This is a genomic window from Lutimonas halocynthiae (assembly GCF_030409835.1).
In the GTDB taxonomy this organism is placed as follows: domain Bacteria; phylum Bacteroidota; class Bacteroidia; order Flavobacteriales; family Flavobacteriaceae; genus Lutimonas; species Lutimonas halocynthiae.
Genome location: NZ_JAUFQO010000016.1, coordinates 683,455 through 706,453, shown reverse-complemented (window position 1 = coordinate 706,453; position 22,999 = coordinate 683,455). Strand labels below are relative to the sequence as shown.

Genomic DNA, 22,999 nt, shown 5'->3' with positions numbered 1-22,999 from the left:
TGAAATTAGATCAGCTTGTCAAATAAAGTTGTGTTAAAAGCCAATCGAAAATTAGGTGCCTGAATCTAAAGACCTTGCTTCAAAGCGGCCATTTTAATGGCAGCAACAGCACATTCAACACCTTTGTTTCCATGTTTACCACCTGATCTGTCTAAAGATTGTTGCTTGTTGTTGTCAGTTAATACACAAAAAACAGTAGGTGTGTTATAGGCTAAATTAAGCTCGACAATACCCTGAGTAACCCCTTCGCAAACAAAAGTGAAATGTTCCGTTTCGCCTCTGATAACATTTCCTATAGCAATAACAGCGTCAAGCTCATTATTGTTTAATAAATGTTTACAGCCATAGATCAGTTCAAAACTACCAGGCACTTTTATAGCTGTTATGTTTTCAACTAAAGCTCCATGTTCTAGCAGCGCAGCAACAGCTCCGTCGTGTAAATTTTGAGTGATGTCAGGGTTCCACTCAGAAACAACCAAGCCAAACCGCATTGTTGAAGCATTTGGTATGCTATCACTATCGTAAACGGAAAGGTTTGTAGTTGCCATAAATAATTAGTTTTGCGCTATACGAGCTCTCTGGATAAAAATATTGATATTCTTAGCCTCTTCAGACTTAGAATAGTCATCTTTAATAGTTGTATAGTAACCTTCAGCCTCTGCATATTTACCTAAATCCATAGCCACATTACCTGCTCTGAATAAGTATAATGGAGAAGTGAAGTTATTGTCTTTTACTTTTGCAGCATCTAAATAATATTGAAGCGCATCTTCTGGTTGTTCGATTTCAATAAATGCATCAGCTATATTACCTTTGGCAAGAGCCGCAAGCATTTCATCCTCTGAAGAGAAATCACTTAAATACTGGATAGCACTTTCGTAATCCCCAGTTTTTAAATAAGCAATACCACTCATGTATTTTGCCAAATTACCAGCTTTAGTACTTCCGTAGTTATCAACGATATCAATAAGTCCGTATTTTCCATCCGCACCATTCAAGCTTAAGTTGTATAATGAATCAACCGCTGCTGTTGTATTTTGTGCTTCTTCAAAATATCTTTTAGGAAAAGCAAGCTCATCTGCTGCTTCCTTCTCATTTGGTTCTATGACATATTTGTTATAGGCTAAAAATGCAAGAATTATCGCAGCAACTGCAATTAGTCCGGTGAAAATGATCTTTTGATTTTTTTCAACCCATTGCTCAGATCTAGAAGCCGTTTCGTCTAAAGTGTTAAACACTTCTGCAGTTGTACTTTGATCCTCAATGCTTACTTGATTACCTTTCTTTACTTTATTTCCTCTTTTTTTATAAGTCGCCATCAGTATTTTTATTAATTGCGCAAAATTAAAATTTTTATTCAAATTATTGACTTAATTTAAACTTAATTTTTGTTTTTTTGCAAGGTGACCTTCTTTTAAGAATCACAGGGTTTAAACGGCTAAAAATTAATAAGTTAGTAGCATCTTTTTTATATTCCAATTAAAAAAGCATGACTTCATTCACTAGTTATAGCGTTTACAAGTATTTTATCTATGTTTTTAGAAAGTATTGCACTTATCAATTTTAAGAATTTCTCAGAAAAATCATTTGTTTTTGATGAGAAAATAAATTGTCTTGTAGGAAATAACGGCGTAGGTAAAACGAATGTATTAGACGCTATCTATTATTTATCCAATACAAAGGGTTATTTTAATTCAGTTGCTTCACAGAATATTAAGCATGGGAATGATTTTTTTGTGTTAGATGGTATTTATAAAAAGGAGCAGCGAGACGAACATATTCATTGTAGCTTAAAGAAGGGCCATAAAAAGTTAATCAAAAGAAATGGCAAGGAATATGAAAAACTTTCTGATCATTTTGGATTGATTCCATTGGTAATTATTTCACCGTCTGATACCAATCTTATAAGTGAAGGAAGTGAGTTTAGACGGAAATTCATGGATATGATTATCTCTATGAGTGACAAGGAATACTTCCAAGACCTCATACAATATAATAAAACCATAAGCCAGCGAAATTCATTACTGAAATATTTTGCGGCAAATTTTACTTTTGATCGAGATAATATTGAAATTTATGATGATCAATTAACACTCTTTGGTGAAAGAATCTTTGCAAAGAGGAAATTGTTTATCACAGAGTTCGAGCCCATATTTAATAAGCGGTATAATCATATTATAGCAACATCAAAATCGAATGAAACGATAGAGCATGTTTCGTTTTCGTATAAAACACAGTTGGAACAATCGGATTTTAAGTCCATTTTGAAGCAGAGCCTGGAAAAAGACAGGATGCTACAATATTCATCCGCGGGAATTCACAAAGATGATCTCCTGTTTCAAATCAATGAACATCCGATAAAAAAAATAGGCTCTCAAGGACAACAAAAATCATTTTTAATCGCTTTGAAACTAGCGCAATTTGATTTTATCACGAATAAGTCTCATATAAAACCTATTCTTTTGTTAGATGATATTTTTGACAAACTAGATGATCAAAGAGTAGGGCAATTACTGCATCTGGTAAATGATGATAGTTTTGGGCAATTGTTCATTACAGATACGCATGATGCGCGAACTGAGGCGCTAATTAAAGAAACGGGTCAATCATATAAAATGTTTAGACTTTAAGGGAGTTGAACTTATGAGTAAAAGAGAAAACAACACAAATAAATTAAAGGACCTGATTCCTCAAATGTTGGAGCAGAATAAACTTCAAAAAGGAATGGACCAGATTTATGTCAAGGAAGCTTGGGGAGAAGTTATGGGAAAAGGCGTGATGAATTACACTGAGTCAGTTACCTTAAAAAATCACACCATTTTTGTGAAATTGGCGTCTTCGGCTTTACGTGAAGAATTAGAATATGGTAAGGATAAAATTGTTAAAATGTTAAACAATAGTTTACCCAATTTGTCAATAAAATCGATTAAATTGATGTAGAATCAGCAACTTTAAGATTAAAGAAAAAAAAATACCGCTCATCAGAGCGGTATTTTTTTTGATTTATATATGTTCTAGAATATCTCCCTTCCAGAAAAATGAAAAGCACCTTCAATCTGCGCATTTTCATCACTATCTGATCCATGTACAGCATTTTCACTGATCGATGTGGCAAATATTTTTCTTATAGTGCCTTCAGCGGCCTCTTCAGGGTTGGTTGCTCCAATAAGCGTTCTGAAATCTTCTACTGCATTGTCTTTCTCTAAAATAGCCGCAACAATAGGACCTCTGGTCATGTATTCAACTAAATCGTTGAAAAATGGTCTTTCGTTGTGAACCGCATAGAAAGCTTCAGCATCTCTCTTGCTCAATTGTGTTTGCTTCATAGCAACGAGTCTAAATCCTGCTGTATTAATTTTTTCCAAAATCGCTCCTGTATTACCTTTTTCAAGAGAATCAGGCTTTAACATTGTAAATGTTCTATTTGTTACCATCGTAATTTTATTTCAATTTTTTTGCAAAAATACTTTATTTACAGTTTATCGTCCAAGTATTCAAGCTGAATTTTTAATATTTTTGTTCAATAGATTGATAAAGCACATTTTCTTCACCCCTGATTTCCATTGTTACCTGATTCTTATCAAAATCAAATTTGAGGATTCCAAAGTTTTTATAAGGAACTACTTCGGTTACACGGTATGGATTCGGTTCTCCTTTGAATGAATCATAGCTATGCGTCATGCCACTTGAAGTCATATCAATCAACGGGAAATCCAAGCCTTCAACATTTTTACTCGAGATTTCTGCAATATGTCTGTCTCCTGACAAGAAAATAATTCCTCTTGCTTTGCTTTTTGAAAGTATGTCTTCCATTTTTTTAACTTCTTGAGGCATGGTTCCCCAGCTCTCAAAACCATGTTCATATGAAAGAAGTTGGATGCTGCTCATAATCACATTAAATTGAGCCTTTGAATCGGAAAGTTCTTTTTCAAGCCATTGCCACTGTGATGCGCCCAACATTGTGATACTATCACTGTCATTTGGTATATATCTTTTTATTCCAGTAGGATCCTTTGATAAATCACTTCTGAAAAATCGCGTATCGAGTATGATTATTTTGATAGATGCGTCTTTCACTTCAATTTCTTTGGCGAAATAGATCCCTTTTTGAATTCTTCTTGGATCATCTAATGGAATATCAAAAAAATCAAGGAAAATCTGCTGTACGCTATCTTTTTGTTTATAGTTAGCGCCTCCATCATTCAGTCCATAGTCATGATCATCCCATGTGCCGAGTATTGGAACCTTTTTAGTAAAATTGATATATGAAGAATCACTTTTCATTTTAGCGTAATTTTTAGTCATATACTTCATGTCTTCTGTGTCAGAATAAATGATGTCTCCTCCCCAGATAAAAAGGTCGGGATGGTGACTTAAAATAGGCTCCCATAAGTTGTTTTGGACATTTTGATTATTGCAGGAAGCAAATGATAGAACAAATTCGTTCTTTTCAGCGCATCCAAGTAGGGTAAAGGCACAAAGCAATAAAAAAGAGAAGTATTTCATGACTGTTTTCTGTGATTATTTGGAGGTAAATGGGTTCTGTACAAAGTAAGGGAAAGTATCTTAAAGAATTTGAAATTTGAATGATAATATTATTTTTATTGTATATTCGCAGACTATGAATGAAGCAGATTTTCGACGATTACAACAAGTACTTTCTGATCCAAAAAAAATAGTAATTACCACCCATAGGAATCCTGACGGAGATGCATATGGTTCTAGTCTGGGGCTTTACTTGTTTTTAAAGAAATCAGGACATCAAGTCACTGTTGTTTCACCAAATGATTGCCCGGAATTTTTAAAATGGTTACCGGGAGAAGATCAAATAGTATTATTCGAACCAGCACCTGATAAAGGAAAAGAGATTCTTGGCGAAGCCGATATTGTTTTCACCCTAGACTTTAATGCTTTCCACAGATTAGGAGAAGTGATGGAAGTAGCAATGAAAGAGATCAGTCCGGTATTCGTAATGATTGACCACCATCAGCAACCCGATGATTTTGCTGATTTCCAGTATGTTGACGCCACAATGAGTTCGACATCTGAAATGGTGTATCAGTTTATCGATAAAATGGGGCAATTAGATTTGATTGACCAAGACATTGCAAGTTGTTTATACGCAGGTATTTTAACAGATACCGGGTCATTTAGATTTCCTGCTACGACGAGTCATACGCATAGAGTTGTGGCCGATCTTTTGGAAAAGGGAGCCAATAATTCATCTATATATAATAAAATTCATGACGTAAATACGTATAATCGTATGCAACTTCTAGGACGTGCTTTAGACAATATGGTCGTATTAGAAAGATTTCATACGGCCTATATAACCCTTTCTCAAAGTGAACTGAATCGATATAATTTTCAACGAGGCGACACAGAAGGCTTTGTAAATTATGCATTGTCTTTGAAGAATGTTATGTTTGCAGCTATTTTTATAGAAGATAAGAAGCAAAAAATCATAAAAATATCGTTTAGATCTGTTGGAGAATTTTCGGTGAATGAGTTTTCCCGAAATCATTTTGGCGGAGGAGGGCATGTAAATGCTGCAGGTGGAAAAAGTGACCTGTCATTAAGCGAAACCGTGAAAAAATTTGTGGAAATTTTACCTTCTTTAACTAATGAATTAAGCCTATCCTAATGAAGTATTCTTTGGTCATTCTGGCCCTATTTACACTGATAATTTCTTGTTCGAATCCTGAGGCTCGAAAGCCTATTGTTAGAAAGACCAGCTCATTTATGAACGAGTCTATTGAAAGAAATAAAATGCTTAATAAAGCAGAGAATGCTATTCTTTTGCAAAGAATAAAATCAGATACTTTACATAGTTATATCAATTCGGAGAATGGATATTGGTATTATTATGATATAAGTGTTTCAGATGAGAATTATACACCTGTCAGCGGAGATGAAGTTTTTTATAAGCATGAAATTAGCGGATTAAATAATGCCATAATTTATTCAGAAGAAGAATTAGGTACCAAAAGTTATCTTATAGATAAGGAAGAATTGATAACAGGACTGCAAGATGCTTTGAAAATTATGAAAGAAGGAGAAACGGTTACCTTTTTATTCCCTTCGTATAAGGCTTATGGCTATACAGGATATGATAGAGTGCAACCAAACCAACCTTTAATTTATACTATACAATTATTAAAAATCAATAAATTAAGTGAAAATGAAAATAATTAATTCGTTCCTAATCATTTTATTAATAAGTATTGTTGCTTGTAAGAGTGCTAAATATGCTGACCTTGATGACGGAGTTTACGCAGATCTTCAAACTGATAAAGGAGATATTTTATTAAAATTAGAATATGAAGTTACACCAATAACGGTGGCTAATTTTGTGTCTTTGGCAGAAGGTACTAACCCTTATGTTGATGAATCATTCAAAGAAAAACCTTTTTATGATGGGTTAAAATTTCATAGAATTGTAGATGACTTTATGGTTCAAGGAGGTGATCCTAGAGGCAATGGCTCAGGTGATCCGGGGTATAAATTTGAAGATGAATTCACAATGGATGATAATGGCAATCTTGTGCTTTCACATGACGCACCTGGAATTTTATCTATGGCTAATTCTGGTCCTGACTCAAATGGATGTCAATTTTTTATTACACATAAGGAAACTAAGTTTTTAGACGGGCGTCATACTGTATTTGGATATGTAGTACAAGGGCAGGAAGTAGTTGATTCTATGGCTCAGGATGATTTAATTAAAAAGATTGAAATTATAAGGATAGGTAAGAAAGCCAAAGAATTTGATGCAACGGCTGAATTTGCAACTTATTTTGGAAAAATTGAAGAAAGACAAAAATTAGTTCAAGAGGCTCGTGAAAAGCAAAAGGAAGATTTGATTCAATTTGTGATGAAAAACGAGCCTGATGCGAAAATTTTCTCTTCTGGTTTAAAAGTAATTACAATGAAAGAAGGAACTGGTGAAAAACCGGTAATTGGAAGCAAGGTAGATGTCTTTTATGCAGGGTATTTTATGACTGGAGATTTATTCGATTCTAATGTGAAGGAAATTGCAGAAGTTTACGGGAAATTCGATCCAAGAAGAGAGCAAGCTAAGGGATATAATGCCATCGCTATGGACTACAGCCCTGATGCGGCTTTAATCCCTGGCTTTAAGGAAGGGCTTCAAGCCATGAATTATGGAGATAAGGTTTTACTTATTATTCCATCTCATTTAGCTTATGGTGAACAAGGTGCCAAAGGCGTAATACCACCTAATTCTGATCTTTTGTTTCAATTAGAGATACTGGAGAAAAAATAATTATCGAGAACAGATGAATATGAAGGGCCCTTTGGGCCCTTTTTTTATGCGCTTCATAACAGGATATTCTCATTCTAATTTTACGTAATTTTATTCTTTATCAAAATTAATTTATTAAAACTGCAACAGTACAAGTGATTGCTCGTATTTAGTGTAGAACAAAAACTCAGATGACCGGAAAACTTCAAGAGCATTTAATTGAAAAATGTATACAGAATGATAGTAGAGCCCAGATGCAACTCTACGATTTATATTGTAAGGCAATGTTTAATACAGCTTATAATTTCATCAAAGACGATGCTATTGCGCAGGATGTGATGCAGGAAGCTTTTATAAAAGCTTTTAAAAAAATAGACTCTTTTACAGGAGAAGCATCATTCGGAGCCTGGTTAAAAAGAATAGTGATTAATCAGAGTCTTGATTATTTGAAGAAACAAAAAATTGCAACAGTAGAATTGAATGAAGAAGTTGCTTATTTGCCAAATGAAGAAAGTTTGGAAGTAGATAGCGAGATTAGCCTGGCAGTTATTTATAAATGCATCGAAGAGTTACCTCATAAATGCAAAAACGTAGTAAAGCTCTATTTGTTAGAAGGGTATGACCATCAGGAGGTAGCACAAATATTGGAAATTTCAGAGGTGGCTTCAAGGTCACAATTATCAAGAGGAAAGAGTAAATTGAAAGAACTATTAATTCACGCGAACTATGAAAGTTGATATTAAAGAGAAATTAAAAGAAAAAGAAATGTTGAGAGAATTATCACATAATCATCGATCGGATTTTGAAAAGAAATTGCAAAAAGAATTGCATAAGAAATCACCTGGGAGTAGACAGTATTTAATGATTGCAGCATCAGTAATACTCCTCTTCACCATGGGATACATGATAACTTTGACTCAAGATCAGCCTCATGAGAAACTCCAAAAACCTAGTGCTTCCATAACATTAGAAGAGTTTTCACCAGAGTTAAAAAAAATAGAAAATTATTATTTGACAGCCATAAATATGGAATTGGCAAACCTCGAAGTAACAGACGCCAATAAGCTTGTCCTGCAGGAATATTTTAGAAAGATGAATAGTCTGACAAATGAATATAAACTGCAAAGCGAAGAATTACAAATTGATAAAATTGATGAAGAGCTTATCAATAATTTGATTGATAATTTACAAATGAGACTACAATTGATGATCGAGTTAAAAAACGAATTAAAAAAATTAAAAACCAAAGAAAATGAAACGCAAACACTTTAAAATTTTAATACTGTTATTCTCGTTCAGTTTAAGTTCTTATGCCCAACAATTTACGAAACCCTTACAGGAGTTTAAAGTGGGTAGTAACACAGAGGTGTCAATAGAGGCGTCTTATGCGGAAATAGAAATTATTGAATGGAACAAGAATAAAGTGGAAATTGAAGGAATCATGAGCATTCAAGGTCTTTCAGAGGATGAAGCTCAAGACATATTTGATAATTGGGATATCAGCGCGCAAGCTAATTCAGATAAGATAAGCATAAGATCTAGTTCGAGTAATTTTGGCAATGAATACTTTTTTATTAACAGTGATAAGTATGTAGGAAATGTCATAGTTGATGTGCCTGAAATCAGTGCCAGAGTGATTGATATGATTGATTCTATTCATTTTGTCTTACCTGAATTTGAAAACTTTCCTGATATTAATTTTGAAATGGATCAAAATTTCCAATTCACCGGAGATTCTATAGCATTTGATTATGACGAATTTCAAAAAAATACCGAATACCTTGTAGAATGGCAGGAAGAGAATAAGGAGCAGATGAAAATTATTAAAAAGGAATTGAAAGAAAGTCAGGCAGAGGTTGCAAGAGAGCAGAAAAAAATGCAGAAAGAGATAAAAGAGATACAGAGAGAAGCAATGGAAGAGGCCAGGCTTCATGCAAGAGAGGCGCAAGTGGAGATGAGGGAAGCACAAAATCAGGTAAGAGAAGAACGGACTAGGGTAGTTGCTGAAAGTGCAAGAGAAAGAGAGTATGAAGTGAAGCGAATTCTTGAAAACAGGCAAAAAGTAAAAATCAAAAAGACTTTACGGATAAAAGTCCCAAGAAATGCCAAGTTAGAAATGGATGTTGATTATTGTAAAATCAGCACTATTAAATAAGAAGATACAGCAAGCAAAAATGAAACATCTGAGACGAAATCTCAGGTGTTTTTTTTTGACCTCCATTGTTGTAATAGTTCTTATATTTGAAGTGTTAAAAAACAAATTAAAATAAGATTCCATACAATGCAAAATGTGTACCTCTATAATTCACTTACAAATAAGAAAGAGCTGTTTGAACCTGTAAAAGAAGGCTATGTAGGCATGTATGTTTGTGGCCCTACTGTTTACAGTAATGTACATCTTGGAAATGTAAGGACTTTTATGTCTTTTGATATGATTTACCGTTATTTCTTGCATTTAGGATATAAAGTACGCTATGTCAGAAATATTACGGATGCAGGGCATTTAACTGACGATTCTCAGGAAGATAAAATATCAAAAAAGGCGCGATTAGAGCAATTGGAACCTATGGAAATTGTACAAAGATATACGACAGATTTTCATGAAATATTGCAAAAATTCAATTTCCTTCCGCCAAGTATTGAACCAACAGCCACAGGTCATATTGTAGAACAGATTGAAGCCATAGAGACTATACTTGAAAATGGTTTGGCCTATGAAATAAACGGATCTGTATATTTTGATGTTTTGAAGTATAATGAAAAGGAACATTACGGTATCCTGTCAAAAAGAAATATTGATGATGCTATTGAAAATACAAGGGTATTGGATGGGCAGTCTGATAAAAAGAACCCTCAGGATTTTGCGCTTTGGAAAAAAGCAGAGCCTGAGCATATTCAAAGATGGAATTCTCCATGGGGAATTGGATTTCCTGGCTGGCATTTAGAATGTACCGTTATGAGTACAAAATACCTTGGTGAAGAATTTGATATTCATGGAGGAGGGATGGATCTGAAGTTTCCACATCACGAATGTGAAATTGCACAGGCGCAGGCATGCAATCATGTCAATCCGGTTAAGTATTGGTTACATGGTAACATGCTGACTATGAATGGGAAAAAGATGGCTAAATCAACTGGAAATAACATACTTCCTGAGGAGATATTTACAGGAGAGAACAGCAATATTTCAAAAGCGTATGCTCCAAGTGTTGCCAGGTTCTTTATGATGCAAGCACATTATAGAAGCATACTTGATTTTTCTGATGATGCAATTTTAGCTTCTGAAAAGGGCTATTACAGATTGATGGAAGCCCTTGATTTATCAAATAAAATTCAAGCTGGTTCTAGCTCGACGCTTGATGTCTCGGTTTGGAGAGATAGTTGTTACAAGGCGATGAATGATGATTTCAATTCACCTATTTTGATTGCCCAATTGTTTGAAGCTGTAAAATGGATCAATCTAATCAATGATGGTAAGGAATCATTAATTAGTGAAGACCTTGACTTGTTGAAAAGCACTTTAAGTATTTTTGTTTATGATATACTGGGATTGGAAAATGCTCAGAAGAGTAACGATAGTTCTGATAGAGTAGACGGTTTGGTCCAATTATTGATCGAGATGAGGAAGACCGCCAGAGACGATAGAGACTGGGCATTATCTGATAAAATCAGAGATGAGTTATTGGCTCTTGGAGTTCAATTAAAAGACGGAAAAGAAGGGACTTCTTATTCCCTTAATTAAGACGCTTAATAAATGATCAAACGGATATTGACATTTCCTTTTCTATTATTGATCAGGTTTTATCAAGTTGCGATTTCGCCGTATACACCCGCGAGTTGCAGGTATTCTCCAACGTGTTCGCATTATGCGATTGAAGCACTGGAGATTCATGGTCTTTTTAAAGGAAGCTGGTTGGCCATTAAAAGAATCTCTAAATGCCATCCCTGGGGCGGAAATGGATATGATCCGGTTCCTGATAAAAAGCCAAAGAATAAAAAGTGAAGAGGGGAGTTATTATTAACTACTTTCAATTATATTTACCCGATAAAATAGATTTCCATGTTGTTTTTAAGTATTGATTGGGACCCGAGCATTGAGTTGTTTAAAATTGGTTCATTTGCAATCAGGTATTACAGTTTGATGTTTGTTATTGCCTTTGTTCTAGGTCTTCAGATCATGAAAAGGATTTATAAAAGAGAAGGAATTTCGGTTGAAAAACTGGATTCGTTATTTATTTATACTGTAGTAGCCACTTTGTTAGGTGCGAGAATTGGACATTTCTTATTTTATGATACTGCTTTCCTAATTTCAAATCCTTTAGAAGTACTATTGCCTGTTAAGTTTAATCCTTTTCAGTTTACCGGATACCAGGGTTTAGCAAGTCATGGAGCCGCCATTGGGATTATCATTGCAATGTATTTTTATTCAAAAAAAGTGATTCAAAAACCGATGCTGTGGATATTAGACCGCATCGTAATACCTGTAGCTAGTGGGGCCGTTTTTGTTAGAATAGGAAATTTGATGAATTCTGAAATTATTGGAAAGCCAACAGGAACTGACTATGGTTTTGTGTTCAAAAAACTAGGGGAAGATTTCCCTAGACATCCAACACAATTGTATGAATCTTTGGGTTACGTGATTACTTTTATTGTATTGTGGTATGTTTATTGGAAAACAGATAAAAGAGAAAAACTGGGCTATCTTTTTGGTATGTTTATGGTGTTTTTATGGTCAGTTAGGCTCATCGTTGAATTCTTCAAAGAAGCGCAAGTAGACCAAAGAGGTGAATGGGACCTTAATACCGGGCAATTATTGAGTATTCCAATGATCTTGGTTGGGTTTTATTTTATGTTCAGAAAAACGAAGAAGAAATCTTAGATTTCTCTATCCTTATTATAAGGAATGCTTTCTAAAATATGCTCGACAGCTTCAGTTCTGGCATCGGTCTTTCTGTTTGCTTTAATCACCTTAAATGGAATGCCATTGTTTTTAGTGTTTTCAAACATTTTGTTTTTATAATAAGTGTAAGAATCCCATAATTCCTGGGCTTTCTCATCTACTTTACTCATTTTCCATTGCTTTAACGGATTGTTTCTAATGTCTTCGAAGCGCTTGGCTTGCTCCTTTTTAGATATAGACATATAGATCTTTACCAATAAGATACCAGATTCAGTAATCATTCTTTCAAAGTCGTTGACTTGTTTCATGAAAATTTTATACTCTTCATCGGTACAAAAACCATTGACGGGTTCAACCACGGCGCGGTTATACCAGCTTCTGTCGAAAAACACGATTTCACCGGCCTTAGGAAATTGTTGGATATACCTTTGAAAATACCACTGCGTTTGCTCAACTTCAGTTGGTTTTGGTAAGGCTACAATTCTAAAATGCCTTGGATTAATTCTTTCTGTAATTCTTCTGATAGCACCACCTTTTCCGGCAGAGTCTCTACCCTCAAATATAACAATAACACGCATGTTATTATCGATAATGCATGCTTGCTGCCTGATCAACTCAGTTTGAAGTGACTTTAATTGTCTTTCATAATCAATATACCTGATAGTTTTAGGCAGATTGATTACGTCATTACTTAAAATTGACAATAGACCTTTTTTTGAATTGAGTTTTTTCAATTCTTTTTCAGAGAAATTATTCATAATAAATTAATCGTATTTGTGTAAAGATCTGAAATAACGCATAATTACGTTTGGATCGGGTAATAAAGAGACTTCAGCCTCATCCTTTTTGTCATAATCAAATTGAGACAGTACATATCGCATACATTCTAATCGGGCCTTTTCTTTGTCATTAGTTTTGACAATTATCCAAGGGCTGAACGAAGTATGTGTCTTACTGAACATTTGCTCTTTATACTTGGTATAGTCATCCCAATATTCCTGCCCTTTTTTATCAACCGGGCTAAATTTCCAGCGCTTTAGTGGATTGTCCTCTCTGGCATTAAAACGGGCGAGTTGTTCTTCCTTTGTGATAGAGAGCCAGAATTTTATGATGATTACACCATCCTCATAAAGCATATGCTCAAATTCAGGTAATTGCACCATGAATTGTTCATATTGCTGCTGCGTACAAAACCCCATAACAGGTTCTACTACAGCCCTATTGTACCAGGATCTGTCAAAAAAAACGAGTTCACCTGGATTGGGTAATTGTTGAATATATCGCCTGAAATACCATTGTCCTTTTTCTACTTTGGTAGGTTTGTTAAGGGCTACCAGTCTCATTGATCTAGGATTAAGATGTTCAGTAAACCTTCTGATATTACCACCTTTTCCGGCAGCATCTCTGCCTTCAAAAATAATAGCGACACGCTTGTTATTCTTTTTAATCCATTGTTGCAATTTTACCAATTCTACCTGAAGGTCTTCCTTCTCTTGTTCATATTGAATTTTAGACAAGACGGAACTGATATTGCTATCTTTATCTTCCAGTATTTTTAATAGATCTGCATGTGAATGAACCGTATTAAACTCTGCTTCAGTAATGTTTTTGTCAGGATTTTTACTCATAAATTATTCAGTTACGCATGAATTTGGATTGTTAGAAATAAGTAATTGATTGTCGGTAGGAGAAACGTATGGAATTCCTAAGCCCAATCCTCTTAAAATAAACAACAAGCCGATTATTACCACAAATATAGGAATTGCTTTTTGAATTTTATTTCGAACGGATACTTTTAAAAAATTCCCTAAGAATACGGCTGCGGTCATAAGTGGAACGGTTCCAAGCCCAAATACGGTCATGTAAATTGCACCGTCAAGTAATTCGCCCGTTGAAATCGCACCAAGCAGCGCCATATAAACAAGTCCACATGGTAAAAACCCATTGAAGAATCCTATTAAAAAAAGAGATTTGAAGGAACTTTTATTTAAATAAAGTCCTAGTTTGGTTTTTACTTTTCCAATAACCAGGTATAAAGGTCTGGTAAAATGAAACTTATTCAAAATACGTGTTGGAACCAGTATGATTAGTATCATCACAACACCGATCAAAATAGAAAGCCGCTGTTGAAACCCAGCGAGATAAAGTCCTCTGCCGAGCAAACCGAATAGCAAGCCAATCAGACTATAGCTTAATATACGTCCGGTATGATATAAAGCGGTGCCAAAGATAGATTTGAACTTGTTACCCTTAGGGATAGGCAAAACAAATGCAATAGGCCCACACATTCCAATGCAGTGGAAACTACCTAAAAGACCAAATATGAGTGCAGTGTATAAAATAATTGTCGCTATTAATAAAACCAGGAATCTTTAAAAAGATATTCATTGTTACCAGTTTTCCAGTCAATTTTGATAATCCATTTTCCAGAAACCATTTTCTCTGCTGGGATAAGTTGCTCATGATCCACTAATTTAATAGTCTCTGTAAAGTCCAGTTTTTCATTTGATAATCGCTGAAATGTAATGTCACCCTCTATACTCGATTCATCTATGTCTTTAGGAAAACTGATATGAACGCCTTGATTCGAATTTCTGATCAATATATCCTGATTGAGTTTGCCTGCATTATTTAATTTATCTATTTCTTCCTGATAATGCAATTCATCTTTGTAATAATCTTCTGAAACCAATTCATGTTGGTACTTATCTACAGCAACAGCTTTATATACAAAAGACAATATAAAAATCATAAAAGAAAGCATTGCAATAAATATTCCAGTACCCCAGCTAAATTTCAACTTCATGCGTTCTAATTAATGGTTTAACTTATTTAATCTGTAATGGAGAAGAAAAATTGGTATGGGTTTCTTCTATTAACTCACCCTTTGAATAGATGCCTATTTTAATTTTCTCTTTAGATGCTGACAATTTATCCTTGTCTATTTTGACAAAAACAGTTCCCTCATATAGTCCTCCTTCCGGAATATTTACTTGACCACCCACAACTTCCATAGCTCCGTCATGTGATAATAATTTAATTTTGACATCCTGATAAGGATTATTCGTCTTATTTATGATTTTAAAGGTATATACATTGCTTACCTGTTCTCCTTCAGTTGAATATAACTGACCAGGTAGATGTAAAAAATTGGCCTGTACATCGTTTCTTAGAAACAATAAAGTCACAAAGAACGTAAACAGAAGTGTGAGCACAACAATATAACTTATAATTCGAGAATTGTATTCAAATTTTTCTCCTTTAACTATATTGTTTTCAGAAGCGTATCTTATCAAACCTCTATCAAAACCAACGGTGTCCATTATTGAATCACATGCGTCGATACAAGCCGTGCAGTTGACGCATTCCAATTGAGTTCCATTTCGAATGTCTATCCCTGTAGGGCAAACTAGAACACATTGTTTGCAATCGATACAATCTCCGTATTCTTTTTCTTCACGATCTTCATTTTTTCTTAGTTTTTGACGGCTTTCACCTCTTTTGTGGTCATATGCCACTACAATTGATTTATTATCCAGTAAAACACTTTGCAGACGTCCATAAGGACAAGCTATGATACATACCTGTTCTCTAAACCAGGCAAATACAAAATAGAATACAGAAGTAAAGACCAAAAGCTTTACAAATGTATCGACATGTGCTACCGGCCCGTCTTGAATATGTTGAATAAGTACATCACCACCTATAAAGTAGGCTAGAAATGCATTGGCAATCATAAAAGAGACTATGGCAAAAAGTGTCCATTTTATTATTTTTTTACCAATTTTTTCAGCATTCCATGCTTGTTTATCCAGTTTGATTTGTTTGGTTCGATCCCCTTCAATCCAATACTCAATTTTACGAAAAACCATTTCCATAAAAATAGTTTGGGGGCACATCCAACCACAAAAAATACGTCCAAAAATAACTGTAAAAAGTATGATGAAAACTACTGAGACCAAAAGCGATAAGACCAGTAAATAGAAGTCTTGTGGCCAGAATGGTTGACCAAAAATATTGAATTTACGGTCAATAATATTAAATAATAAGAATTGATTACCATTGATTTTAACAAATGGCGAACCGAATAATATGGCGAGCAAAAACCAACTCACATAGTTCCTGTAATTGGTATACCGGCCTTTTGGCTTTTTTGGGTGGATAAAATTTCTCTTACCCTCCTTATCAATAGTCGCAATGCTGTCTCTAAAGTTTTCTACTTCGTCATTATTCATAGGTTGGGGGTATTTGAAAAGGCTACAATGTCTGTTCAGGACAAGCGTAGCCTTTTCTACTACTAACTAAAAAAATCAAAAACACAGTAGCTCACCTAAGCGAGAACTAAACGTGAGACTACTGTTTGCTCCAAATGATATCACCTTCTGCTGCTTTAGGATTTGCAGCTGTCGTGCCATTTAACGAAATAACGTAACTGGCAAGTTGTTGAAGTTGATCATTATCAAATGTATTTTTCCAAGAAATCATTCCCTTACCGGCTCTTCCACCTTCATTAAGGGTTTTAAGTATATTTTCCATATCACCGCCAAGAATCCAATGGTCATCAGTAAGATTCGGGCCGATTCCACCACCACCATCTGCCATGTGGCATGCCACACAATAGGTGTCAAAATTTGCCTTTCCTGCCGCAAGACTTACTTCATCTGTCAATAAGGTAATGTCAAGCTTGAATAAATCAGGGTTAGCTGCCTTATAGGCTTCAACCTCTTGTTTACCTTTTTCAACTTCAGCAGCATATTCTTTTTCCTGGCTGTATTCTTCAGCATTTGTGAACACCTGGATATAATAGAATATACCTATGGCAATTGTAATATAAAATCCATATTTCCACCAAGGTGGCAGTACGTTGTCTAATTCTTTGATTCCGTCATAATCATGGTCGGTCATAATTTCTTCCTCCGACCCTAAATCATGGGCTTTGGTCATAGACTGGAGAAATTTTTTCCAACCGCTTAGTTGTTTTTTATCACTCATGATCGTTAGTTTTTAAATCATTATCTAAAGGTAAATTACTTAATTCTTCAATATTTTTTTTCGGCATGTTCAGCACAATGATTAGCATTGTAGTAAATACCATAAAAAATAGTAGTAGCGAGATTATTGGATATATTTCAACTCCTGAAATAGTATCTACGTGATGTTTTATATACTTTAACATAAGTTTAATTTTCTGCTGTTTCAGCTTTAATATCCGTTCCTAATCTCTGTAAATAAGCAATTAATGCCACAATTTCTTTATTTTCTATATGAGCATTGCCATAGTTTTTGACATACTCAGGATCTTGTCTTAAATTCTTTTCAATTGCAAGTGCCTGATTCTTCAATAAGTACACTGATTTGTCTAATTCAAATTGAGAATAAGGAACGCCAAGCATCACCATCGCATTTATCTTATTTGCTGTATTTGAAATGTCAAGATCATCGGTTATTAACCAAGGGTATTGCGGCATGATTGACCCTGGAGATGTAGATCTGGGATCTAGCATATGGTTGAAATGCCAGTTGTCATTGTATTTGCCTCCAATACGATGTACATCAGGACCTGTTCTTTTAGATCCCCATAGGAATGGGAAATCATAAACAAATTCACCAGCTTTAGAATATTCACCGTAACGTTCAACTTCTGATCTGAAAGGTCTTATCATTTGTGAATGACAGTTGTTACAACCTTCTCGGATATAGATATCACGCCCTTCCAATTCAAGAGGAGTATAAGGCTTTACAGAAGTGATTTTTGGAATATTTGAGTCAACCGTAAGCAAAGGAATGATCTCAACAGCACCACCTATGGCAACAGCTAAGACGACTAAGAAACTAAATAAGATAGTTCTTCTTTCCAGCCAAGTATGAAATCCTTCACCAGCAACACGTCTGGCAGTAATTTTTTTCAATGGAGCTGCTTCTGCCAATTCATCTTCTACTGTTGACCCGGCTTGAGCAGTTCTTATAACATTATAGGCAAGTAATAAGAATCCTGCAAGATATAAGGTTCCACCAAAAGCACGCATCATGTACATAGGCATGATTTGCGTTACCGTTTCAAGGAAGTTTCCGTATACTAACGTACCGTCAGGATTAAATTGTTTCCACATGGCAGCTTGTGTAAATCCAGCCACATATAAGGGTAGGGCATAAAACAAGATACCTAGTGTACCCAGCCAAAAATGAACATTGGCCAGCTTTTTCGAAAATAACTCTGTTTTCCAAAGTTTCTCTACAAGCCAATAGATAATACCAGCTGCCATAAACCCGTTCCAGGCTAATGCACCAATATGAACATGCCCAATGATCCAGTCAGTGTAATGCCCTATGGCATTTAAAGATTTGAAGGATAACATTGGTCCTTCAAAAGTTGACATACCATAACCAGTAATGGCTACGACGAAAAACTTAAGAACCGGGTTTTCTCTAACCTTATCCCAGGCACCTCTCAAGGTTAATAATCCGTTTATCATACCACCCCAAGATGGGAAAATAAGCATTATGGAAAATACAGTACCAAGATTTTGCGCCCATTCTGGTAAGGCAGTATATAATAAATGGTGTGGTCCTGCCCAGATATAAATGAAGATCAATGACCAAAAGTGAATGATTGATAACCTATAAGAATAAACAGGTCTGTTTGCCACCTTAGGAACAAAGTAGTACATAAGACCTAAAACAGGTGTGGTCAAGAAAAAGGCGACGGCATTATGTCCGTACCACCATTGTACCAAGGCATCCTGTACACCAGCATAAATGGAATAACTTTTAAATGCAGATACCGGTAATTCTAAGTTATTAAATATATGTAATACGGCTACGGTTATGAGGGTAGCCAGATAAAACCATATCGCAACATAGATATGTCGTTGTCTTCTTTTGAGAATTGTTCCGATCATATTGATTCCCATCACAACCCATATAACGGTAATTGCAATATCAATAGGCCATTCTAATTCAGCATATTCTTTTGAACTTGTTAATCCTAAGGGAAGTGTAATCGCCGCAGCTACAATAATGAGCTGCCAACCCCAAAAGTGAATTTTACTTAAGGTGTCACTGAACATCCTTGTTTTTAAAAGGCGCTGCATGGAATAATAAATCCCCATAAAAATGCTATTCCCAACAAAAGCAAAAATCACGGCATTTGTATGTAAAGGTCTTAACCTACCAAAACTTAGCCATGAAATACCTTCCATGTAATTAGGGAAAATAAAGAGAAAGGCTACCAGAAGCCCTACCAACATCCCTACCACACCCCAAAGTATGGTAGCAATAAGAAACATTTTTACTATTTTGTTGTCGTAATAAAATTGTTCTTTTTCCATTTGAAAAATTTAGTTAATAATTAGTTGATTGATTTTTTATTTTTTTTATCTGATGATTTGTCCTTAACCAATTCATCATCAAATAACATTCTAACTGATGGGGTATATACATCATCGTATTGACCGGTTTTCACCGATTTCACGAAAAGAATAAAAAATAGGATTGCAATGAAAAGACTTGCAATGATGAGCATGAATATAATATTCATTACTGATTTTTTTAGTTGTAACAAATTAACAAAAAGATAAAAAGTCGAAACATGATAAATGTCATGTTTTTGAAATTTTACCTCAGGTTTAAGCTACGCTAATATAGTATTTTTTTTGCTAAAAAATTGGTACTAATCGTTGCAAATAAAACTACTGATATTGAACTAATTGGCATCAAGATAGCAGCAACTATAGGGGAGAGGTTTCCGCTCACAGCGAAAAGAAGTCCTACAATATTATATAAGAATGAGATAGCAAAGCTCACTTTGATAATATTCATTGTCTTGTGCGTGAGTTCAATAAATTTCGGTAAAAGTCTAAAGTTTTCTGCATCAAGGATACCATCACAGGCTGGAGAAAAAACATTAATATTTTCAGAAATGGCAATCCCAACATTACTTTGGGCAAGGGCTCCCGCATCATTTAATCCGTCACCAAACATCATGATTTGCTGGCCTTCTAACTGTTTTGATTTGATAAACTCCAATTTATCCTCAGGCTTTTGATTGAAAAGTGTATGGCTACCAGGCGGCAAGATTTCGCCCAAGCTTAATTTTTCACCTTCATTATCACCAGAAAGCAGGGCAATCTCAAAATTTCTCTCTAAAGAATCAATCGTATTTTTCAATCCTGTTCGATAAGCATTTTTAAAAATGAATTTTCCTTTGATTTGTTCTTCAATTTTCACGTGAATCACCGTGTCAAGGCCCTGATCTGCATGCTGACCTACAAACGCAGCAGAACCTAGAAACACATCTTTATCATCAATTTTGCCATGGAGCCCTTTTGAGACAATTTCTTCGAATAAAGAAACTGTCCCTGTTTCTTTTTCTTGGATATGCTCATATAACATTCTGCTTAGAGGATGATTTGATGATCTGAGTAAATGTCTGATCATCCCCATTTCATTTGCTGTCAGAGCTTCTCCAACATAATTGATTAGGGCTTGTTTGTTAGAAGTGATAGTACCCGTTTTATCAAATACCAAACTGTCAATTTTTGACATGGCTTCAATCACATGAGTGTTTTTTAAATAAAATTTATGCTTCCCAAAAATTCTAATCATATTTCCTAAAGCAAAAGGAGCTGATAGGGCTAAGGCACATGGACATGCAATGATCAAAATGGCTGAAACTACCTGAAAGGCAGCGTGTTTATCTATAAAATACCAGTACGTTCCTGCAATAACAGATATGCTAAGAATAATGATCGTGAACTGTTTTGATATGGTATCAGTAAGTGTCTTGATGTCTTTACTGTCATTTTTCTTAAAAATATCGTTACTCCACAGTTGTGTTAAATAACTTTGTTTAACAGATTGAATGGCTTCGAGTTCAATGGCGCCATTGGTTTGTTTCCCTCCAGCAAATAATTTTTCTCCAGAGACTTTAGCAACCGGCACTGATTCTCCGGTGACGAAACTATAGTCAATCATAGCATCTCCATTAATAAGGATACTGTCAACAGGAATAATCTCTTCATTTCGAATCAAAATTCTATTTCCTTTATCAATTTCGCTTACGCTGATATTCTCTTCTTTTTGATCTTTGGTAATGCGCGTGACGGCAATAGGGAAATAAGATTTGTAGTCTCTTTCAAACGATAAGAAACTATAGGTTTTGTGTTGAAAAATTTTCCCTAGAAGCAAAAAGAAAATCAAACCAGTGAGGCTGTCAAAATAGCCTTGCCCAGTATTGCTCACTATTTCATAGGTACTTCTGAAAAATAATACAAGCATCCCGAGCGATATGGGCACATCAATATTTAGAATACCATGCCTAAGACCTTTGTAGGCTGAAATTAAATAGTCTCGCCCAGAAAACAGAAGGGCTGGCAATGATAATAGAAACATTAGACCTCTAAAAAAAGGCTTGAATCTATTGAGCCAATACTCATCCATCTGAAAATATTCCGGAAAAGAAAGCATCATGATATTCCCAAAAGCAAAACCGGCCACCGCTACCTGATAAATTAACTTTCTATCTATCTTTTTCTCATTAATTTCTGCATTATCTAAACTAATATAGGGTTCATATCCAATTGAAGAGATCAATTCAACAACTTCTTTAATTGAAATTTCACTCTTTCTAAAGGTTACCCTCACTTCTTTTTTCGGAAAATTAACCAGAGCAACTTTTATTCCAGAATTTATTTTATGAAGATTTTCAAGAACCCAAATGCAAGAACTGCAGTGAATCGTCGGAATAAAGAAATTAGCAACAGCGGTTTCAAGGTCATCAAATTCAACCAATTTTGATGCAATATCATCATTGTCTAGATAGTCAAACTTGCCCTTTATGTCAATGGGTACTGAGCCTGGCGAAGATTCCAGATCGTAATAACAAGACAGCTCATGTTGGTTTAAAATTTCATAAACCGTTTTGCATCCGTTACAACAGAATGGTTTTTGATCAAATTCGATTTTATCTGCTTTACAATCAAGACCGCAGTGAAAGCAGTTCGCTTTAGACATATATGCTTAGGAAATGTGTGTAAATTTCTTATAAAAAAATTACATAAAAAAATGAATGCTGTCAGAATTTATATAAATTTGCAACAAATAAATCCTTTTTTATGAGAGAAGAATGCGAAAAATGTGTTATCAGAGATCTGAATTCATTGAATTCTGTTTCTGCAGTTGAACTTCAGGCAATTGCTAAAAAGAAATCGACACTACACATTCAAAAAGGGGAAGTCATATTCAGTGAAGGTACTTCATTGAGAGGGGTTTATTGCCTTAGAAATGGTAAATGTAAACTCACAAAGCTGGCTCCAAATGGTAAGGAACAGATTGTAAGATTCATTAGAAGAGGTGAGTTGGTAGGGCATAGGTCAGTGATTAGTAACTCTGTAGCCCATCTTACAGTTACCGCTCTTGAGGAGATGGATGTATGTTTTATTCCAAAAAACGAGATTATTGAATTGTTTAAAAACAATTCTGAGTTCTCCATGGAGATCACCAAGTCATTGGCTGAAGATCTCGATGAGGCAAATTCTTCTATCGCCAATATGGCACAAAAAAATGTAAGAGAGAGATTGGCAGAATCTCTTTTGTTTTTTGAAAGAATCTTTGGAGTTGATAATGATGGTTATATATCTGTGACGCTTACTAGAGAAGAAATTGCCAATGCAATTGGTACCGCAACGGAATCTACTATCAGATTATTATCTGAATTTAAAAAAGAAGGCTATATATCTTTAGCTGGAAAAAGGATTCGCATTGAAAATAAAGTCAAATTACAGCATCTTACAGAAGGGTATTAAATATTCTTTTGATATAAAAAAAGCCCTTATCTA

General features: G+C 34.9%; 25 protein-coding genes. 12 read left to right on the top strand and 13 right to left on the bottom strand.

Features of this window, described 5'->3' with window-relative positions; all coding sequences use genetic code 11:
• Positions 1-65 precede the first annotated feature (65 nt).
• Together ribH and QWY87_RS16220 are read right to left on the bottom strand one after the other, a co-directional pair.
• Complete coding sequence (gene ribH / locus QWY87_RS16225; RefSeq protein WP_290293204.1) at positions 66-548, bottom strand: 6,7-dimethyl-8-ribityllumazine synthase; 483 nt, start codon at positions 546-548, stop codon at positions 66-68.
• A 6-nt stretch (positions 549-554) separates the two neighbouring features.
• A complete protein-coding gene (locus QWY87_RS16220) occupies positions 555-1,319 on the bottom strand; it encodes a tetratricopeptide repeat protein (RefSeq protein WP_290293201.1) in 765 nt (254 codons plus the stop codon).
• 213 nt (positions 1,320-1,532) lie between these two features.
• On the opposite strand from QWY87_RS16220, the gene recF reads away from it, so the two are divergent.
• Both recF and QWY87_RS16210 read left to right on the top strand, forming a co-directional pair.
• On the top strand, positions 1,533-2,630 hold the full coding sequence (gene recF / locus QWY87_RS16215; RefSeq protein WP_290293199.1) for a DNA replication/repair protein RecF: 1,098 nt from the start codon (positions 1,533-1,535) through the stop codon (positions 2,628-2,630).
• Between the two features lie 13 nt (positions 2,631-2,643).
• On the top strand, positions 2,644-2,940 hold the full coding sequence (locus QWY87_RS16210; RefSeq protein ID WP_290293195.1) for a DciA family protein: 297 nt from the start codon (positions 2,644-2,646) through the stop codon (positions 2,938-2,940).
• A gap of 74 nt (positions 2,941-3,014) precedes the next feature.
• On the opposite strand, the gene QWY87_RS16205 is transcribed toward QWY87_RS16210, so the two are convergent.
• Positions 3,015-3,434 (bottom strand): nucleoside-diphosphate kinase, encoded by a 420-nt coding sequence (locus QWY87_RS16205; protein ID WP_290293192.1) that lies wholly within the window; start codon positions 3,432-3,434, stop codon positions 3,015-3,017.
• A 73-nt stretch (positions 3,435-3,507) separates the two neighbouring features.
• Positions 3,508-4,506 (bottom strand): alkaline phosphatase D family protein, encoded by a 999-nt coding sequence (locus tag QWY87_RS16200; protein WP_290293189.1) that lies wholly within the window; start codon positions 4,504-4,506, stop codon positions 3,508-3,510.
• Positions 4,507-4,621: 115 nt separating this feature from the next.
• Here QWY87_RS16200 and QWY87_RS16195 point away from each other — a divergent pair, with 115 nt between their 5' ends.
• From QWY87_RS16195 to lgt, 9 genes are all read left to right on the top strand, one after another.
• Positions 4,622-5,644: a DHH family phosphoesterase gene (locus QWY87_RS16195; protein WP_290293188.1), complete on the top strand. Its 1,023-nt coding sequence runs from the start codon at positions 4,622-4,624 to the stop codon at positions 5,642-5,644.
• Positions 5,644-6,195 carry a gliding motility-associated peptidyl-prolyl isomerase GldI gene (gene gldI, locus QWY87_RS16190; RefSeq protein WP_290293185.1) on the top strand — a complete coding sequence of 184 codons (552 nt, stop codon included), beginning with the start codon at positions 5,644-5,646 and terminating at the stop codon, positions 6,193-6,195. Before QWY87_RS16195 ends, gldI begins: the two co-directional genes overlap by 1 nt.
• Positions 6,182-7,285: a peptidylprolyl isomerase gene (locus QWY87_RS16185; RefSeq protein WP_290293182.1), complete on the top strand. Its 1,104-nt coding sequence runs from the start codon at positions 6,182-6,184 to the stop codon at positions 7,283-7,285. Before gldI ends, QWY87_RS16185 begins: the two co-directional genes overlap by 14 nt.
• A gap of 170 nt (positions 7,286-7,455) precedes the next feature.
• Positions 7,456-8,001: an RNA polymerase sigma factor gene (locus tag QWY87_RS16180; protein ID WP_290293180.1), complete on the top strand. Its 546-nt coding sequence runs from the start codon at positions 7,456-7,458 to the stop codon at positions 7,999-8,001.
• A complete protein-coding gene (locus tag QWY87_RS16175) occupies positions 7,991-8,536 on the top strand; it encodes a hypothetical protein (protein WP_290293178.1) in 546 nt (181 codons plus the stop codon). Before QWY87_RS16180 ends, QWY87_RS16175 begins: the two co-directional genes overlap by 11 nt.
• Positions 8,517-9,419 (top strand): cell envelope integrity TolA family protein, encoded by a 903-nt coding sequence (locus tag QWY87_RS16170; RefSeq protein WP_290293177.1) that lies wholly within the window; start codon positions 8,517-8,519, stop codon positions 9,417-9,419. The genes QWY87_RS16175 and QWY87_RS16170 overlap by 20 nt, the downstream gene beginning before the upstream one ends.
• A gap of 111 nt (positions 9,420-9,530) precedes the next feature.
• The gene (gene cysS, locus QWY87_RS16165) at positions 9,531-11,006 is read left to right on the top strand and encodes a cysteine--tRNA ligase (RefSeq protein ID WP_290293734.1); all 1,476 of its coding nucleotides are present in this window, start codon (positions 9,531-9,533) and stop codon (positions 11,004-11,006) included.
• Positions 11,007-11,018: 12 nt separating this feature from the next.
• On the top strand, positions 11,019-11,267 hold the full coding sequence (gene yidD, locus QWY87_RS16160; protein ID WP_290293175.1) for a membrane protein insertion efficiency factor YidD: 249 nt from the start codon (positions 11,019-11,021) through the stop codon (positions 11,265-11,267).
• 57 nt (positions 11,268-11,324) lie between these two features.
• Positions 11,325-12,143, top strand: coding sequence for a prolipoprotein diacylglyceryl transferase (lgt, locus tag QWY87_RS16155; protein WP_290293173.1), 819 nt, complete (start codon positions 11,325-11,327; stop codon positions 12,141-12,143).
• Here the strand turns inward: lgt and ppk2 (QWY87_RS16150) are convergent.
• The 9 genes from ppk2 (QWY87_RS16150) to QWY87_RS16105 form a co-directional block, all read right to left on the bottom strand.
• Entirely contained in the window at positions 12,140-12,922 is a 783-nt protein-coding gene (gene ppk2 / locus QWY87_RS16150) for a polyphosphate kinase 2 (protein ID WP_290293170.1), read from the bottom strand. The genes lgt and ppk2 (QWY87_RS16150) overlap by 4 nt on opposite strands.
• 6 nt (positions 12,923-12,928) lie before the next feature.
• Positions 12,929-13,792: a polyphosphate kinase 2 gene (ppk2, locus tag QWY87_RS16145; RefSeq protein WP_290293169.1), complete on the bottom strand. Its 864-nt coding sequence runs from the start codon at positions 13,790-13,792 to the stop codon at positions 12,929-12,931.
• Between the two features lie 3 nt (positions 13,793-13,795).
• Complete coding sequence (locus tag QWY87_RS16140) at positions 13,796-14,452, bottom strand: sulfite exporter TauE/SafE family protein (protein WP_435389571.1); 657 nt, start codon at positions 14,450-14,452, stop codon at positions 13,796-13,798.
• Between the two features lie 65 nt (positions 14,453-14,517).
• Entirely contained in the window at positions 14,518-14,970 is a 453-nt protein-coding gene (locus QWY87_RS16135; protein WP_290293167.1) for a FixH family protein, read from the bottom strand.
• A 22-nt stretch (positions 14,971-14,992) separates the two neighbouring features.
• A complete protein-coding gene (ccoG, locus tag QWY87_RS16130; RefSeq protein WP_290293165.1) occupies positions 14,993-16,399 on the bottom strand; it encodes a cytochrome c oxidase accessory protein CcoG in 1,407 nt (468 codons plus the stop codon).
• Positions 16,400-16,517: 118 nt separating this feature from the next.
• Complete coding sequence (locus QWY87_RS16125) at positions 16,518-17,156, bottom strand: cbb3-type cytochrome c oxidase N-terminal domain-containing protein (RefSeq protein WP_290293164.1); 639 nt, start codon at positions 17,154-17,156, stop codon at positions 16,518-16,520.
• Between the two features lie 188 nt (positions 17,157-17,344).
• Positions 17,345-19,492, bottom strand: a complete 2,148-nt coding sequence (ccoN, locus tag QWY87_RS16115; protein WP_290293160.1) for a cytochrome-c oxidase, cbb3-type subunit I — start codon at positions 19,490-19,492, stop codon at positions 17,345-17,347.
• Positions 19,493-19,512: 20 nt separating this feature from the next.
• Positions 19,513-19,701 carry a cbb3-type cytochrome oxidase assembly protein CcoS gene (ccoS, locus tag QWY87_RS16110; RefSeq protein WP_290293157.1) on the bottom strand — a complete coding sequence of 63 codons (189 nt, stop codon included), beginning with the start codon at positions 19,699-19,701 and terminating at the stop codon, positions 19,513-19,515.
• Between the two features lie 98 nt (positions 19,702-19,799).
• Entirely contained in the window at positions 19,800-22,175 is a 2,376-nt protein-coding gene (locus QWY87_RS16105; protein ID WP_290293155.1) for a heavy metal translocating P-type ATPase, read from the bottom strand.
• 101 nt (positions 22,176-22,276) lie between these two features.
• Here QWY87_RS16105 and QWY87_RS16100 point away from each other — a divergent pair, with 101 nt between their 5' ends.
• Positions 22,277-22,966 carry a Crp/Fnr family transcriptional regulator gene (locus QWY87_RS16100; RefSeq protein ID WP_290293153.1) on the top strand — a complete coding sequence of 230 codons (690 nt, stop codon included), beginning with the start codon at positions 22,277-22,279 and terminating at the stop codon, positions 22,964-22,966.
• Positions 22,967-22,999 lie beyond the last annotated feature (33 nt).